Origin of the sequence: Chitinophaga sp. (assembly GCF_039596135.1) — a bacterium.
In the GTDB taxonomy this organism is placed as follows: Bacteria; Bacteroidota; Bacteroidia; order Chitinophagales; family Chitinophagaceae; genus Chitinophaga.
The window spans coordinates 30,136-45,251 of the sequence record NZ_JBCNKH010000051.1; the positions used below are offsets into that span (position 1 = coordinate 30,136).

Below are 15,116 nucleotides of genomic sequence, written 5' to 3' on the forward strand. Positions count from 1 at the left end.
ATTTTAGAGCAGCCGTTTTGATTTTTATCTGGTACCTTTAATATAACCTTCCAGGTTATTAATAATATATTTTTGTTCATCTATAATGTGCTTGACCACGTCACCTATGGAGATCATCCCTACCAGCCTGTCCTGCTCATCTATGACAGGCAGGTGGCGGATATGTTTTTCCGTCATCTTTACCATACAGTCTTCAATCGAATCGCTTTCGGTAACAGAGATGGGGTGTTCTGTCATGATCTCCCTGATAAGGGTTTCCTTAGAGGCGCGGCCTTTTACGATTATCCGGCGGGCATAGTCACGTTCAGAAAAGATGCCAAGAACTTTTTCATTTTCTAAAACAATGAGTGCGCCAACGTTTTTGTCAACAAGCACACTGAGTGCGTCAAATACGGTGCTGTCAGGATGGATGGAGTAGACTGCATGCCCTTTGTACTGCAGAATGTCGCGTACTGTTCCCATAACGAGGAAATTTAGATGGTGAAGAATGGAGTACTGCCTTATTTCTAAGATAAGATTTTTGGGGGAGAAAACGGCTTTCAAGGTTAATTTCCGTCGTTAACTTAAAAATCAATGACAAAATATTGCATTACAAAATTTTAAATATTACTTTACGCAAATTTTACATCAAAACATGTATTATTTGCTACCCTAATAACATTCATCATATATGAATTATCGAACACAATTCCGGGTTTTGATCGCTACTGCAGCGTTGTTCGTGAATCTGGGAGGGACATTTGGCCAAAAAATATTCAAGGAATGGCCCCTTGGTAATGAGCCGTCCGTCATTGGACTGTATGTGGCTAATCACTATGTAGCATCTAACTTTGACAACTTTGGCTCTTCCGAGCCCCCTACTTCCATTACCTATCCTGAAGTACTTACCTGGTATGGCGCCCTTCAGTTTGCCAAGGTAACCAGCGATAAGGCACTTGCCGAAAAACTGGCACTCAGGTACGAACCTCTCGTGGCCCAGGCCCATCACATGATGCCTGCCCCCGATATGCTGGACCATAGCGTATTTGGCGCTATCCCGCTGGAACTCTACCTGCAAACCAACCAAAACCGCTACCTGGACGTAGGTAAGCCCTTTGCAGACCAGCAATGGGAACTACCCGAAGGCCCAAAACCAGAACAACAGGTGCTGGCCGGCAGAGGTCTCTCCTGGCAGTCCCGCATGCTGGTGGAAGATATGTTCCTTTACACCCTGCTGCAAACACAGGCTTTCCGGGCTACCGGCACCAAAGAATACATCAACAGGGCAGCGACCGAACTGACCGTGTACATAGACGCCCTGCAACAACCAGGTGGATTATTCAACCTGTCTGCCGACGTACCTATCTACTGGAGCCGCGGTAACGGCTGGGCTGCTGCAAGTATGGCTTTAATACTCAACTACTTACCTGTCGAAAATCCTAACCGCGCCCACATCCTGGACTGCTATAAAAAGATGATGGCCGCCCTGAAACAATACCAGACCCCCGATTACAAATGGGGACAGATCATAGACGATGAAAAATCGTGGACTGAAAACTCCGGGAGTGCCATGTTTACCTACGCTCTCGTGATGGGTGTGAAAAGGAAATGGCTGGAAGATGAGGCGTATGGCACGATGGCCAGAAATGCCTGGATGGCGGTTGTAAAAGGGCTCAATGAAGCAGGTGATCTGAAAGACGTGTGCGAAGAGACAAAGCGGAAAAATGATGCAAATTATTACCTCAACAGGGAAAAAGTGACAGGTAGCCTGGTTGGTCAGGCACCCGTGTTATGGACTGCCGCCCTGCTGCTGGATAAGTAAAAAAACTTCCTGAAAATCGCATAACAGCTACCTGGCTCCGTCAGGTACCCGAATTAAAAACCAGCATCTTATTTTTGAGTTCGGACTCATAAGTAATAGAATCTATATGCACAAAGCCGCTGTTGCCTCGGGTAACAGCGGCTTTTTTCTTTAAAAAAAGGTTCCTTGCTGTACGTAAATTCCCGCTTTCAGGATTGTTTTTATACCTTTAAAAAAACTCAGGTCTATTTATGAAATTCCACCCATGGCTTGCATGTGCCTTCCTGTTAGGAAGTGCCTCCGCCATTCATGCACAACAGAAATTTACATTACTATCACCCGACAAGTCCATTACCTTGTCCGTATCTGTAGGAGCCGATATCACCTACAGCATATCGCAGGACAATACACCTTTGATAGGTACATCCGTAGTTTCTTTCAATAAGGGCAACTGGAAAATCAGCAAATCAAAGCAAAGCTCTCACCAGGGGCTACTCACTCCTGTTGTAAAACAAAAGTCGGCTACCATCGACGATCGTTACAACGAACTGCATATTGATTTTAACAACGCATTGTCTCTTGAATGGCGGGCTTACGACAATGGGATTGCCTGGCATTGGATCAGCCGCGGGAAAGGCCACTATAAAATCACAGACGAACAGGCGGAGTTCAATATGGACAAGGCAGGCAAAGCCTGGTATCCGCAGGAGGATGGATTCTATTCTCATAATGAGCGGAAATATATTCCTTATACAATCAGCCAGATAGATGATAATAAACTGGCTAGTTTGCCGGCACTGTTCGAAGTGAATGGAACAAAACTCCTCATCACCGAATCGGGGTTGTACAACTATGCAGGGATGTGGCTTCGTGGTGGCAACAGCATCCATGGGGTATTTCCACATTTCCCAAAGGAAGTAAAGGTCACCAGCGACAGGGATGAGCAGGTAGTATCCAGGCAGGATTACATTGCAGAACTGGATGGTGCGCAGGCGTTTCCATGGAGAGTAGTGATGATTGCACGTAAGGATGGCGACCTGCTTACGAACCAACTGGTGTACCAGCTGGCGCCGGAGGCAAAAGGGGATTTTAGCTGGGTAAAACCCGGGAAGGTACAGTGGGACTGGTGGCATTACAACAATGTGTACGAGGTAGATTTCAGGGCAGGTATTAACAATGATACATACAAGTATTACATCGACGTTGCCAGCAAATATGGAATTGAATATGTACTGCTGGATGAGGGCTGGTGCAGTACCAGGGACCTGTTTAGCCTGGCACCGGGTATCAATGTAAAAGAACTGGTGGCGTATGGAAAAAAACGCCATGTAGATATATTACTGTGGACCAGCTGGATGGTACTGAACCAACAGATGGATATGGCATTGGACAGCTTTGCGGCATGGGGGGTGAAAGGGATTAAAGTGGACTTTATGCAAAGGGATGATCAGCCCATGGTACAATACTATGAAAAGGTGGCGAATGCAGCGGCTAAAAGAAAGTTACTCGTAGATTTTCATGGCGCTTACAAACCAATTGGCTGGCTGCGTACGCATCCGAATGTGCTGACATCAGAAGGTGTGATGGGAAATGAGATCAGCAAGTTTGCGAACCTGATAGATCCCCAGCACACCACTACCCTACCCTTTATCAGGCAGGTAGCAGGGCCGATGGACTTTACACCCGGGGGTATGATCAATGTACAGAAAGATCAGTGGAGTGCGCAACCGGCAGAGCCTATGACATTGGGTACGCGGTGCAATCAATTAGCCATGTACGTTATATTCGAAAGTCCGCTGCAAATGCTGTGCGATATACCTACACATTACCTGCATGAGCCGGAGGCAATGGAGTTGTTGAGTAAGGTGCCGGTGCAGTGGGCAAAGACGATTCCTTTGCAGGCAAAGGTGGGGGAATATGTGGTGGTGGCAAGGCAGGCGATGAATGGGGATTGGTATGTGGCGGGGATGACGAACTGGGAGGCACGGGATGTGGAGGTGGATTTGTCTTTTTTACCAGTGGGTACTTACCAGATGCAGTTGTGGAAGGATGGGATAAATGCGGATAGGAATGCGAAGGATTTTAGGTTGGAAAGGCGGGCGATTGGAAATGGAGGGAGGTTGCTGGTGAAGATGGCCCCGGGCGGGGGATTTGTGGTGAGGTTGAGTCAATGATTGGCGCTGTAGCATACGATTAAATCATTAATTTATTTGCAGGGAAGCCTGGTGTTGTTCCCCCCAGGCTTCCAACTGTTTCCATATCGGCGCCAGGCTCCTGGCACTTTCAGTCAAAGCATATTCCACCCGCGGCGGCACTTCTGCATACGCCGTTCTAATAATCAACCCATCCTTTTCCATCTCCTGCAGATGCAGGGTCAGCATACGATCAGAAATATCCGGTATATGTTCTTTCAATTCCCCAAACCGCATGGTACGTTTTTCCAGCTTATACAATATAACCAGTTTCCACCTGCCGCCTAATACGCTGATAGCATAAGTAGTAGCACAAAACTGGTTCAGATTTTTCTGATTAATACTATTCGAAGAAGTTTCCTTACGTTTTCCCATTACTTACAAATTTGTGTGCAGCTCACAATTAGCTTCACTATTATTCATTCCCACTCAGCTATTTACTTTTGTAAAAAGCAACATAAAATTATGAAAATACTGATAGTTTTAGCGCATCCGGAATTGCAGAGCATGAATGGTGCCATGTATCATACCGCGATCGAAACATTGCAGGCTGAAGGGCATGAGGTAAAGGTAAGCGATCTTTACAGGCAGGCATTTGACCCGGTGTCAGACAGGAGGAATTTTACGACTGTGTACAATGCTGCTTATTTTAAGCAACAACTGGAAGAGAAGCATGGGGTTTTCGCTCCTGATGTAGAAACAGAGCAGCAGAAAGTAGAGTGGTGTGACCTGATGATCTGGCAGTTTCCATTGTGGTGGTTTACTGTACCGGGGGTTTTAAAAGGCTGGGTAGACAGGGTATTTGCCTATGGTCGTTTTTATGGAGAGGCACGGTGTTATCAGAATGGGATATTCAAAGGGAAGAAAGCATTGCTATCGCTGACAACCGGTGGTACTGCTGAGAAATATGAAAAAACCGGAGAGCATGGTGACCTGGATGCGATATTGAAACCAATTAACAGGGGGATGCTGGAATTTGTAGGGTTTAGTGTGCTGGAACCGCATGTGGTGTATGCACCGGTGAGGATGACGCAGAAAGAAAGGGAAGGGATACTGGGTGATTACAGTGAAAGATTGAAGGGGATTTTCAAAGAAGAATTCTTAAATGTCGGAATATATTAACTTGATTTTGTCAAATTCGAGTAAATAATACGAGCGCTATTATGCGCGCACAGGCGAAAGAGCAAACTAACTTAGCTGCCTTTTGCCTGTTTTATTGAGGAAAAGCGCTGATTGGTATTTAGGATCTTTGAGCAAAAAGGGACTTATAATTAAAGCCCCTCATTAGCAAAGGAGAGGTAACCTTCGGCGGGTATAATTAGGTGGTCCGGGACAGTATTACTCATTGTTCTAAGCTGATAAACTGACCTTTTTCTATCACGATTTGTTTTCCCCATTCATTAAGCGCCTCCAAAACCGGGATAAATGTTTTTCCGAAATCGGTTAAATTATACACGACCTTTACGGGAGGTTTTTTGCCAAAAACTTTCCGTGTAATCAACCCGTCTTTTTCCAACTGTCTCAATTGAAGGCTCAATGTCATTTCGCTTATCGACAGCATTTCTTTATGAAGTTCATTGTATCTTTTTCCGCCATTTTTAAGATAAAAGAGGATAATCGCTTTCCATTTGCCTCCAACCATGTCCATAGCCAAACTTACAGGGCAGGGATAAACTTTATCCTGCAATTTTACATAGTTCATAACCTCTATTTTAACCTATCAACCTTGTTAGTTATTGTAAAGGTAGTCTCCTCAACTTAGTTTTGCAACTACAGTTTTTTTAGTTTAAAAAAGTTACACAAATTTATGGCATTAATTATCTTAGCACACCCGAATTTCGATGCATCAATTGCAAGTAAAACGATTATCGAAGAATTGAAAAACAGCAATTTAAATTTAGAGATCAGAGATATTCATGCGTTATATCCTACTTATAAAATTGACATAAAAGCAGAACAAGAAGCTTTATTGCGTCATCAGACGATTGTTTTTCAAAGTCCATTTTATTGGCTGAATATACCGGCAATTTTAAAACTCTATTTTGATGAAGTTTTTGAATATCAGTTTGCATACGGCTCTAAAGGAGACAAATTAAAAGGGAAAAACTTCATTCTGAGCCTAACCACTGGAGCACAAAAAGAAGAGTATAAAATTACGGGAAAGCATCACCGGACGATTTATGAATTTACCAAGAATATAGAGCAGACAGCTTACTATGCGCAAATGAACTACATCGACCCCATCTATCTTCACAGCATGTCAACTCACGGAGGTCCCGGCCAGCCCCCGCTATCTGAAGATGAATTAAAGGCCAGAGCAAAAGAGCATACTAAAAATATAGTATCGCTGCTAGCGACACTACAGCATCAAAAAGCAATGAGCAAAGAAAGTACAGTGAATGACTGAAGATGCAATTGGGCATCTGATCAGTTGGCTAAAGAAATTCTAATAGTATTATGTAAAGTGATATGAGTGATATTACGCCTCGAAATCGCCTGAAGTCGCATTATTACATACCACTTTACACAAATAACTGCTTTGCATAATGGGATACAATAATGGAAGTGGAATTAGCCTTCAAAGCTCCTGTAAAAATTAGTTTGGGATCGACTATTACCATAAAATATCAATCTTCACCTGTTATGATCTCTGCATAGATCTCTTCAAAGTTTTTCCCTTTGTGCGACTGCCAGATACCGGTGAATTTTGTTTCCACGCCTTTCAGCAGTTGTACGCATAGTTTACGGTCGTCGTCCGTCATATCGTGGAACATTAACTCCGCGAGCTGGCTGACCCGCTTCCTGCACTGAACCAGTACTTTTTCTCCTTTGGGGGTTACTTTCAGGCGTTTGGAGCGCTTATCTTCCTTATCGTCGTACTCCGTGAGGTAACCGAGCTTTTTCAGGCGGTTCAGTTTATCCGTGCCGGTCGACAGCTCCTGCAGGGCTGCATAGATCGCCTCCGTTTTGCGGGGCTCTTTCAACTGCGCCACTGTATTGAGCAATGAATATTCATCTATAGTGTTGATGCCGGTACCTTCCAGCGCCGCTACCGTATAAATGGTATGCAGTTTAAAGATGCGGCCGATAACCCGCATCAGGATGCCATCGCTGTTTACCGGGAGGAATTTCCCTTCCGGGAGAACAGGCTTTCGTGTTTGTTTGCCTGCCAGGTAATGCCTGCAAAATTCTTCTATGCTGCTTTCCGGGTGTTGCTCATCAAATGCCCCCCATTCTGTAATCAGCTCAACCGCTTTATTCATACTATATATTTTATTTCCGTAGCAATAATATAAAAAATGCTCCGGATTTTTTGTTTTTACTATATTTCCGTTATACATTTACTATAATTATTACGATTTCGTCATACAAAAACCATCATCCGATGTCAACACAGATTTTTTTCCAGGGCTTTATAGTGCTTCATCTCATAGGGTTTCTTCTTTTCGCCGGCACGTCTGTAGCGGATTTCGTGGGTTTCCGGCAGTTCTGGAAGCAGTACGATCTCGACAAAACCAGGGCGGCCACCGTAATGCAGGCTATTTCCGGGTTCCCTGTGTTAATGAGGATAGGGATAGGGTTGATCATTCTTTCCGGCATAGGCATCATGTATATAACGCATGGCGTGTTCGGAGAACAGCTATGGTTCCGGGTAAAATTTGCCCTGGTGCTGCTTGTGATTCTCAATACCTTTTTATTCGGGCTGCGCCAGAAAAGACAGCTGGTTAAATCCCTTGATGTGTCAGGCAGCGCTGTTCAAAAGATCAGGGGCAACATCCGTTTGTTTCACCTGTTTCAATTGCTCATCGTTTTTATCATCATCCTGTTGAGTGTTTACAAATTCAACTGATCAATTAAAATAGCATGAAAAAAGATAAGATCATTTACTGGACGGCCACCCTTATTCTTACCGGGGTGATGTTGTGGAGCGCTTTTAATTTCGCCTTTAACCCGGAAATGAAAGGGGCCTTTGCCCACCTGGGGTTGCCCAACTGGTTCCGGGTAGAGCTTACCGTTGCAAAACTATTGGGATCGCTGGCGCTGCTGCTGCCGTTTACACCGCCCAGGCTCCGGGAGTTTGCATACTTCGGGTTTGGCATCACGCTGGTTTCAGCGGCCATTGCACACCTGTCCAGCGGCGACAGCGTGTTACTGGAAATAGGCCATACTTCATTTTTCGTAAGCCTGGTGGTTTCTTATGTGTACTATCATAAACTGCATCCCTCTGTGGCGGCGAACTAAAAAACTAAAGCCTTCAGACCGGGTGGGCCTGAAGGCTTTATACAGCTACTGCTATCTTATTTCACGCCCAGGGGGGCGATTACTTTTTCTCCGGTTAACTGTGCGGAGGCTGGGTGCTGATGGCGCTTGTTATCATTTATGCGGCTTCATTTTCACTTTTACTTTATTCCAGTGTCTTCGCACCACCTACAGTAGCAGCAGTGGTCTGCAACAGGTCGAACACCACAATTTCATTCTCTCCTTTCTTCAGCCATGGACCAGGACAATACAAACGTTTCTGCGGTCCAATTTCCCAGTAGCGTCCCAGGTTATGTCCATTCACCCATACAATACCTTTTTTGAAGTTACTCATATCAATATAAGTATCAGCAGCCGTATTCAGGTTGAAAGCGGCTTTAAAGAAGATGCCGGGGCGGCTGGTATCAGCACCGGGTTTCAGTTGTGACACAAAACCATCCTTCATTGGCAATCCATATACCTGCCAATCCATCAGTGTCATACCTTCGAGGGTTACCCGATCAGTAATACCCTTACGGTCAATCAGTTCCTGTGCGAAATTGATACGTCCCATTGCTTCCACAAAGATTTCCAGTACCGGATTTTTTATAGCTGTCTTTGGCAGATTGATGCTGTTTTCACCCAGGCGGCGATCTATTTTACCGATGTATTTACCATCCAGGAATACAGTTGCATAGTCGTGCAGGTCAGTGATTTTCAATGTACCATATTTACGGCCTACCAGTTTTGTTTTGTACACCATGAAACCATAGTCCTGGCCATAAGCTTCGAAAGTTTTTGGCTGTACAGAAGCGACTGGCGCAGGCAGGTTTTCCCATACGCTGGCATATGGTTTTACTTCGAAATTTGCCACTACAGTAGCCGGAATGGGTGCCGGTATAGCGGGCAGTTTCTTCTTCGTATAGCTGGCGATGAGGTTGCGCAGCGCCATATATTTTGCGGTGGGTACACCTTGTTCGTTGATAGGTGCATCGTAGTCGTAAGTAGTCAGATCCGGCTCGTAGCCTTTGCCACCGGAGTTAGCGCCGGCGGTATAACCGAAGTTGGTACCACCATGAATAACATAGAGGTTGAAAGAGCGGTTGGTGCTGAGCAGGAACCTGATTTCTTTCAGGATACCTGAGGTATCAGGATGTGCGAACTTTTCGCCCCAGTGTGTGAGCCAGCCGGGATAAGATTCGCTGCTGAAAGAAGGTACGTCAGGGTTCTGGCGTTTTGCGGCTTCGAAGTCGCCTTCAGAGCCGCCGGAGTCAAGACCAATGGCAGCACCTGGTACGGAGCCGGCTTCCAGCAATGGGTCTACAGGGCCATCGGCAGTGTAGAAAGGTACATTGATACCATTTTGCTCCCAGAGGGCTTTCAGTTTGTAGAGGTATTGTTTATCATTTGCATAACTGCCATATTCATTCTCCACCTGTACCATGATGATAGGACCGCCGTTAGTCACCAGCAAAGGTTTCACCTGTTCGCTGAGGGCTTTTACATAGCGCTCTACAGCAGCCATGTAGCGGGGATCGAGGCAGCGTACTTTGATGTCCGGCGTACGGAGCAGGTAAGGTGGTAGGCCACCGAACTCCCATTCACCGCAAACGTATGGGCCTGGGCGGAGGAGTACCCACATGCCTTCCTGCTGAGCGATTTTTATGAACTCAGCAACGTTGCGGTTTTCTGATGAGAAGTCGAAAGTACCTTCTTCCTGTTCGAGATAGTTCCAGAACACGTAGGCAGCAATGGTATTGCAGCCCATGGCTTTAGCCATCTGGATACGGTGCCGCCAGTACTCTTTGGGAATACGGGCCGGGTGCAGTTCTCCGCTGATGATCTGGTACGGTTTTCCATCGAGGAGGAATTCACTCTTTGATAAGGCAAAAGTGTGTTTTGCCTGGGCCTGTACCATTTGACAGCTGAGGAGCGCGAGCGCGCTCATGACAATTAGTTTTCTCATTCGTCCCTGTAACAATTGATTAAGTGGGCAAAATAAGGAATGTTATGGTAATATAAAGGTTAAAATAGTATTAGTGAATGTATCAGTAGTAGGGGAAACATTTTAATGTATTTAAAAATGAATCTTCCAAATCAGTATTAATAGAAGTATCAGTATAGGAAAAACATTTTAATGTATTTAAAAAATGAATCTTCCGAATCAGTATTAGTAGAAGTATCAGTATAGGAAAAACATTTTAATGTATTTAAAAAATGAATCTTCCGAATCAGTATTAGTAGAAGTATCAGTATAGGAAAAACCAGTAACTTGATTTATGGAATTGTGACAAAAGCAGCATCCTATCTTTGAAAGGATGCATCGATATGATGGTGACCTATACTGACTTGTCTATTATGATGGATCAGCAGATTATTACACATTTAGAAAAGCATCTGATTGTTATTAATAGATCAGAATTATGCATAAATTTCTCCTGATGAAAAAATTGACTATCTCGATTCCCGAACCATGTACGGTTCCTTTACAAAATATGACACCTATGCCAGGTGGACGGTATTGTAGCAGCTGTCAGAAGCAGGTCATAGATTTTACTGGTATGACAGATCAGCAAATGATGGCTTATTTTGAAAAGCACCAGGGGTGTTGTGGTAGTTTGCTGCCTTCGCAGTTAGACAGAGAGATAGTTGAGAACCCAGGTAAGAGATGGATGCCTGCAGCAATACTAGCCGGGGTGCTGGCGCTGGTAATGCCGGAAAGCGGGAAAGGACAAATTAAACTAACAGGGATTGTACACGACTCCTCAAGTTGTGATCCATTAATGGCGGTGACAGTGTTGATAGTGGATCAGCAAGGGCAACCAACCAGGATAGGTACGGCTACACAGGAGGATGGAACATTTAGTTTGTCAATACCAGATGAATATCAAAAAGGTGTGAAGCTGAGTTTACGTTATGTAGGATATGAACCGAAAGAGATAATTATACCTGAACAGCAATTGAAGGCAAAGCAGCCTGTATATTGCGAGCTGAAAATGAGCGCCGCAGTATTAGGAGGAATATCTGTCGTTTATGTGAAATCAAGCTGGTGGAAACGATTAAAGTATAAATTATTCCGATGAGGAAATACTGTGCCTGTAAAAGGAGGCATGCCTGCTCCAACAGGACTGCCGCTGCCGGCCAGCACATCCCATTAAAAATATCACACTCCTCATAGCCTTACCGGTAACATAAACAACACTGGTACTGCCACCCCATTGCAGGTACCTGGTTTCCACTTCGGCATCTTTATAATCACATTCTGCATAGCACTATCCAACAGGGTAGTCGGGTTCTTATTATTCCCAAACCGCCATTTAGCAATCTTCCCTGTCGTATCTATGAAAAAAACAGGAAATGAGGAAGCATAATACGGCTGCTCAACATCCTCCCGGGTAGGAATATGTAAATTCTTTAAAATAAACTTTGCCATCGCCTCCTCTCCCCCCGGAAACGAAGGCGCCACCTCCGGATACCTTACCACCTGCTCATGAAACATCGTATCTTCTTCCAGCTTACAAAAGCCTCCGGGCAATGTATCTACCCGGTTTAGCATACCCATAAATAAGATTGCGAATAACATCAATTTATATTTTATTTAAATATAATTATACGCAAATTATTTTAACCAGGTTGAACAATTCTGGTGGTCATGCTGTTATCGTTGTTGCCCTTTAGCAATATATATCTAAATATCAAAGTCCCTATATGATGCCCCGTAGTGTCTTGTTCGTATTTTTCTTATTGGTAGCTATTTCCGTTCATGCACAACCTCCTACCATTACGGCCATTACCCCTACAACTATCTGTCAGGGGGCACAGGTGGTAATTACGGGCACCAACTTTACCGGTGTTCAAAATGTGACATTGGGCAGTCTGCCGGCGGCAAGTTTTGTGATCAGTAGTGCAACCAGCATTACAGCAGTAGTAGCAGACAATGCGGTTACCGGTGCTGTAGTTGTAGATGGTGTGAACGGAGGCACTCTGACTATCAATCCCGCCCCCAAACCTTCCCTGGAAGATAAAAGTACAACGGATGGGCCTTTTACCAACTGTAACGGGAATCAGAATTACACGCTGAAAGTAGAAAACAGTTCTGTCGTATCCGGTACGGGTAATAACTATGAGATTAACTGGGGCGATGGGAGCCCGGCTTTTACCCAAATGGACTGGGCATCGGGGGCACAGTTGACGCATACCTACAATACGCAGGGGTATTTTCTGCTGACCATAAAAATTACTCCTTCGAATGGTTGTGTACGAACCACCACCTACCAGTTTTATAATGGTCGGAACCCACTGGCGAGTTTCACCACTTCTACTTCTACAACAGGTCTCTGTGCGCCGGCGGCGGTAGAGTTCCAGATCGGCAACTGGTTCACTAACTCACCGGGTACGGAATATATATTGGATTATGGAGATGGTACGCCGCTACAAACTTTGACCCATCCATTGAACACGACGAATACTGTCTTTAAGATCTCTCATACCTACACCAGATCTTCCTGTCCCAGTGCAGATTATAAAGCTACCTTATATACGAGAAATGCATGTTATACCACGACGTATACCCTGAACCAGATTGTAATACGCTCTAAGCCGGTAGCTGACTTTTCAGTTAATTCAACAGTGTGTGTGAATGAAAACGTATGTGTCATCAATAAATCCAGTACAGGTACGAGTGGAAATTTCTGTAGTTCCAATACAGATTATGAATGGGACTTTGGAGATGGGTTTACGTCTACACAGCAGACCCCGGCTTGTCATAAATATGCAGCTGCAGGGCCTTACAGGATTACCCTAAAGGCAACGAGTGTGACCTGTGGGTCGGATACAAAGTATATAGATATTACAGTGTTGCCGGTCTCGCCTATGCCTGCAGTGACAACGCCGGTAGTATATTGTCAGGGTGCAACAGCGACGGCACTGATAGCTACTGGCACGAACATTAAATGGTATACCGCCGGCGGTACGCTATTGACCACTGCGCCTGTTCCAGCTACAACTACTGCGGGTCAAACGACTTATTATGCCACACAGACATTGCCCGGGCAATGTGAAAGTGCGAAAGCACCTGTTGTGGTAACGGTGAATGCATTGCCCGCAATGCCTGTGGTGACAACGCCAGTAACACTTTGTCAGAACACGACAGCGACACCGCTGACCGCGACGGGCACTAATTTAAAATGGTACGATGCAGGTGGTGCGCCACTACCCGGTGCACCCACACCATCTACAGCAGCTATTGGCACAACAAAATATTATGTAAGTCAGACGACGAATAATTGTGAAGGACCGCGGGCAGAGATCGATGTGATGGTAGGTACATTCCCTCTTGCACCAACGGTGACTACACCGGTTAATTATTGTCAGGGACAGGCGGCAGGTGCATTGACAGCGGGTGGTACAGGGTTACAATGGTATGATGCAGGCGGCGTATTATTGCCGGGTGCACCTGTGCCGTCTACAGCTACGCCGGGTAGTACAACATATTATGTAAGTCAGCGTAATGGTTGCGGGGAAAGTCCGCGGGCTGCAATTACAGTGAATGTAAATCCGGCACCATCTGCAACAATCAGTTATTCGCCAGCAGTGCTGTGCAATGCAACAGGGAGTGCGGTAGTCAGTGTCACACAGACAGGGAGTACGGGTGGTGTGTATAGTATATCGCCGGTGGGAATGAGTATTAACGCTACTACCGGTGCGCTGACACCTGCGGGTGCAATACCGGGGAATTATACCATTCGTTATACAATAACAGGTACGGGTGGTTGTGCAAATGTAGTAACAACAACGACTGTAACTGTTAATGGTAGTCCCAGTGCTACCATCAGTTATGGGGCTATCTGTTCTGCTGATGGTGTAACGGCAGTTGTACGAACAGGGAGTGCAGGTGGTGTATTTTCGTCTACAGCAGGATTGATGCTGGATGCAGCTACAGGCGCGATCACGCCAGCAACAAGTACACCGGGTACTTATACTGTGACATATACAATTGCTGCCGCAGCGCCTTGTCCGGGATTCCAGACTACTACAGGCGTAACTATTACAAAAGCACCGGCAGCTAATATCAGTTATACGCCTGCTAATTTATGTAATACTACCGGCAGTGCAGTTGCAACTGTAACAAGAACCGGTGATGCAGGTGGCACCTATAGCATTTCACCATCAGGTATGACAATTGATCCTTCTACAGGTACATTGTCACCGGCAGGTGCTACGCCGGGCAATTACACCATCCGGTATACACTGACTGGCAGTGGTGGCTGTGCGAATGTAATAGCAACAACTACCTTCAATGTAAGCGGTACACCGAATGCAACGATATCATATGCTGGCAGTCCTTACTGCGGGAACATTAATACGCTACAAGCGGTGACACTATCAGGTACTACAGGAGGTGTATTTTCTTCAACTTCAGGATTGGAATTGAATACAACCACAGGAACCATCACACCAGCGGCAAGTACACCGGGCACTTATACCGTGACTTATACGATTGCTGCTACTCCACCCTGCCCGGGACTTACAACCACTGCTAATGTTACTATTACAAAACCTCCTGCTGCTACTATCAGTTACACACCCGCTACCTTATGTAATACCAGCACCAGTGCTGCGGTGAATGTAACAAGAACCGGTGATGCAGGTGGCACCTATAGCATTTCTCCATCAGGTATGACAATTGATCCATCTACAGGTACATTAAATCCGGCAGGTGCTACGCCGGGCAATTACACCATCCGGTATACGCTGACTGGCAGTGGTGGATGTACGAATGTAGTAGCAACAACTACCGTCAATGTAAGCGGTACACCGAATGCAACGATATCATATGCTGGCAGTCCTTACTGCGGGAACATTAATACGCTACAAGCGGTGACACTATCAGGTACTACAGGAGG

Annotated in this window: 14 protein-coding genes; 8 read left to right on the forward strand and 6 right to left on the reverse strand. The window is 45.3% G+C overall.

Going from position 1 to position 15,116, the window contains the following annotated elements; all coding sequences use genetic code 11:
* Positions 1–24 precede the first annotated feature (24 nt).
* Positions 25–462 (reverse strand): CBS domain-containing protein, encoded by a 438-nt coding sequence (locus ABDW16_RS23420; protein ID WP_343673146.1) that lies wholly within the window; start codon positions 460–462, stop codon positions 25–27.
* A 208-nt stretch (positions 463–670) separates the two neighbouring features.
* Here ABDW16_RS23420 and ABDW16_RS23425 point away from each other — a divergent pair, with 208 nt between their 5' ends.
* Together ABDW16_RS23425 and ABDW16_RS23430 are read left to right on the forward strand one after the other, a co-directional pair.
* Entirely contained in the window at positions 671–1,801 is a 1,131-nt protein-coding gene (locus ABDW16_RS23425) for a glycoside hydrolase family 88 protein (protein ID WP_343673147.1), read from the forward strand.
* 230 nt (positions 1,802–2,031) lie between these two features.
* Positions 2,032–3,954, forward strand: a complete 1,923-nt coding sequence (locus ABDW16_RS23430; RefSeq protein ID WP_343673148.1) for a glycoside hydrolase family 97 protein — start codon at positions 2,032–2,034, stop codon at positions 3,952–3,954.
* Positions 3,955–3,981: 27 nt separating this feature from the next.
* On the opposite strand, the gene ABDW16_RS23435 is transcribed toward ABDW16_RS23430, so the two are convergent.
* Entirely contained in the window at positions 3,982–4,347 is a 366-nt protein-coding gene (locus ABDW16_RS23435) for a helix-turn-helix domain-containing protein (protein ID WP_343673150.1), read from the reverse strand.
* A 90-nt stretch (positions 4,348–4,437) separates the two neighbouring features.
* On the opposite strand from ABDW16_RS23435, the gene ABDW16_RS23440 reads away from it, so the two are divergent.
* On the forward strand, positions 4,438–5,094 hold the full coding sequence (locus ABDW16_RS23440) for an NAD(P)H-dependent oxidoreductase (RefSeq protein ID WP_343673152.1): 657 nt from the start codon (positions 4,438–4,440) through the stop codon (positions 5,092–5,094).
* A 220-nt stretch (positions 5,095–5,314) separates the two neighbouring features.
* Here the strand turns inward: ABDW16_RS23440 and ABDW16_RS23445 are convergent, their stop codons facing one another.
* Positions 5,315–5,674, reverse strand: coding sequence for a helix-turn-helix domain-containing protein (locus tag ABDW16_RS23445; RefSeq protein WP_343673153.1), 360 nt, complete (start codon positions 5,672–5,674; stop codon positions 5,315–5,317).
* 105 nt (positions 5,675–5,779) lie between these two features.
* Here ABDW16_RS23445 and ABDW16_RS23450 point away from each other — a divergent pair, with 105 nt between their 5' ends.
* The gene (locus tag ABDW16_RS23450; RefSeq protein WP_343673154.1) at positions 5,780–6,379 is read left to right on the forward strand and encodes an NAD(P)H-dependent oxidoreductase; all 600 of its coding nucleotides are present in this window, start codon (positions 5,780–5,782) and stop codon (positions 6,377–6,379) included.
* A 220-nt stretch (positions 6,380–6,599) separates the two neighbouring features.
* Here the strand turns inward: ABDW16_RS23450 and ABDW16_RS23455 are convergent, their stop codons facing one another.
* Entirely contained in the window at positions 6,600–7,235 is a 636-nt protein-coding gene (locus ABDW16_RS23455; RefSeq protein WP_343673155.1) for a winged helix DNA-binding protein, read from the reverse strand.
* Positions 7,236–7,357: 122 nt separating this feature from the next.
* On the opposite strand from ABDW16_RS23455, the gene ABDW16_RS23460 reads away from it, so the two are divergent.
* Both ABDW16_RS23460 and ABDW16_RS23465 read left to right on the forward strand, forming a co-directional pair.
* Entirely contained in the window at positions 7,358–7,822 is a 465-nt protein-coding gene (locus ABDW16_RS23460; protein ID WP_343673156.1) for a hypothetical protein, read from the forward strand.
* A 14-nt stretch (positions 7,823–7,836) separates the two neighbouring features.
* On the forward strand, positions 7,837–8,214 hold the full coding sequence (locus tag ABDW16_RS23465; RefSeq protein WP_343673157.1) for a DoxX family protein: 378 nt from the start codon (positions 7,837–7,839) through the stop codon (positions 8,212–8,214).
* A gap of 163 nt (positions 8,215–8,377) precedes the next feature.
* Here the strand turns inward: ABDW16_RS23465 and ABDW16_RS23470 are convergent, their stop codons facing one another.
* Positions 8,378–10,159 carry a beta-galactosidase gene (locus tag ABDW16_RS23470; protein WP_343673158.1) on the reverse strand — a complete coding sequence of 594 codons (1,782 nt, stop codon included), beginning with the start codon at positions 10,157–10,159 and terminating at the stop codon, positions 8,378–8,380.
* A gap of 493 nt (positions 10,160–10,652) precedes the next feature.
* On the opposite strand from ABDW16_RS23470, the gene ABDW16_RS23475 reads away from it, so the two are divergent.
* Positions 10,653–11,294: a carboxypeptidase-like regulatory domain-containing protein gene (locus ABDW16_RS23475; RefSeq protein WP_343673159.1), complete on the forward strand. Its 642-nt coding sequence runs from the start codon at positions 10,653–10,655 to the stop codon at positions 11,292–11,294.
* 89 nt (positions 11,295–11,383) lie between these two features.
* Here ABDW16_RS23475 and ABDW16_RS23480 read toward each other — a convergent pair whose 3' ends face one another.
* Positions 11,384–11,794 (reverse strand): hypothetical protein, encoded by a 411-nt coding sequence (locus ABDW16_RS23480; RefSeq protein WP_343673160.1) that lies wholly within the window; start codon positions 11,792–11,794, stop codon positions 11,384–11,386.
* A gap of 125 nt (positions 11,795–11,919) precedes the next feature.
* Here ABDW16_RS23480 and ABDW16_RS23485 point away from each other — a divergent pair.
* Positions 11,920–15,116, forward strand: a 3,197-nt coding sequence (locus ABDW16_RS23485) for a PKD domain-containing protein (RefSeq protein ID WP_343673161.1), incomplete at its 3' end; no start/stop codon positions are given.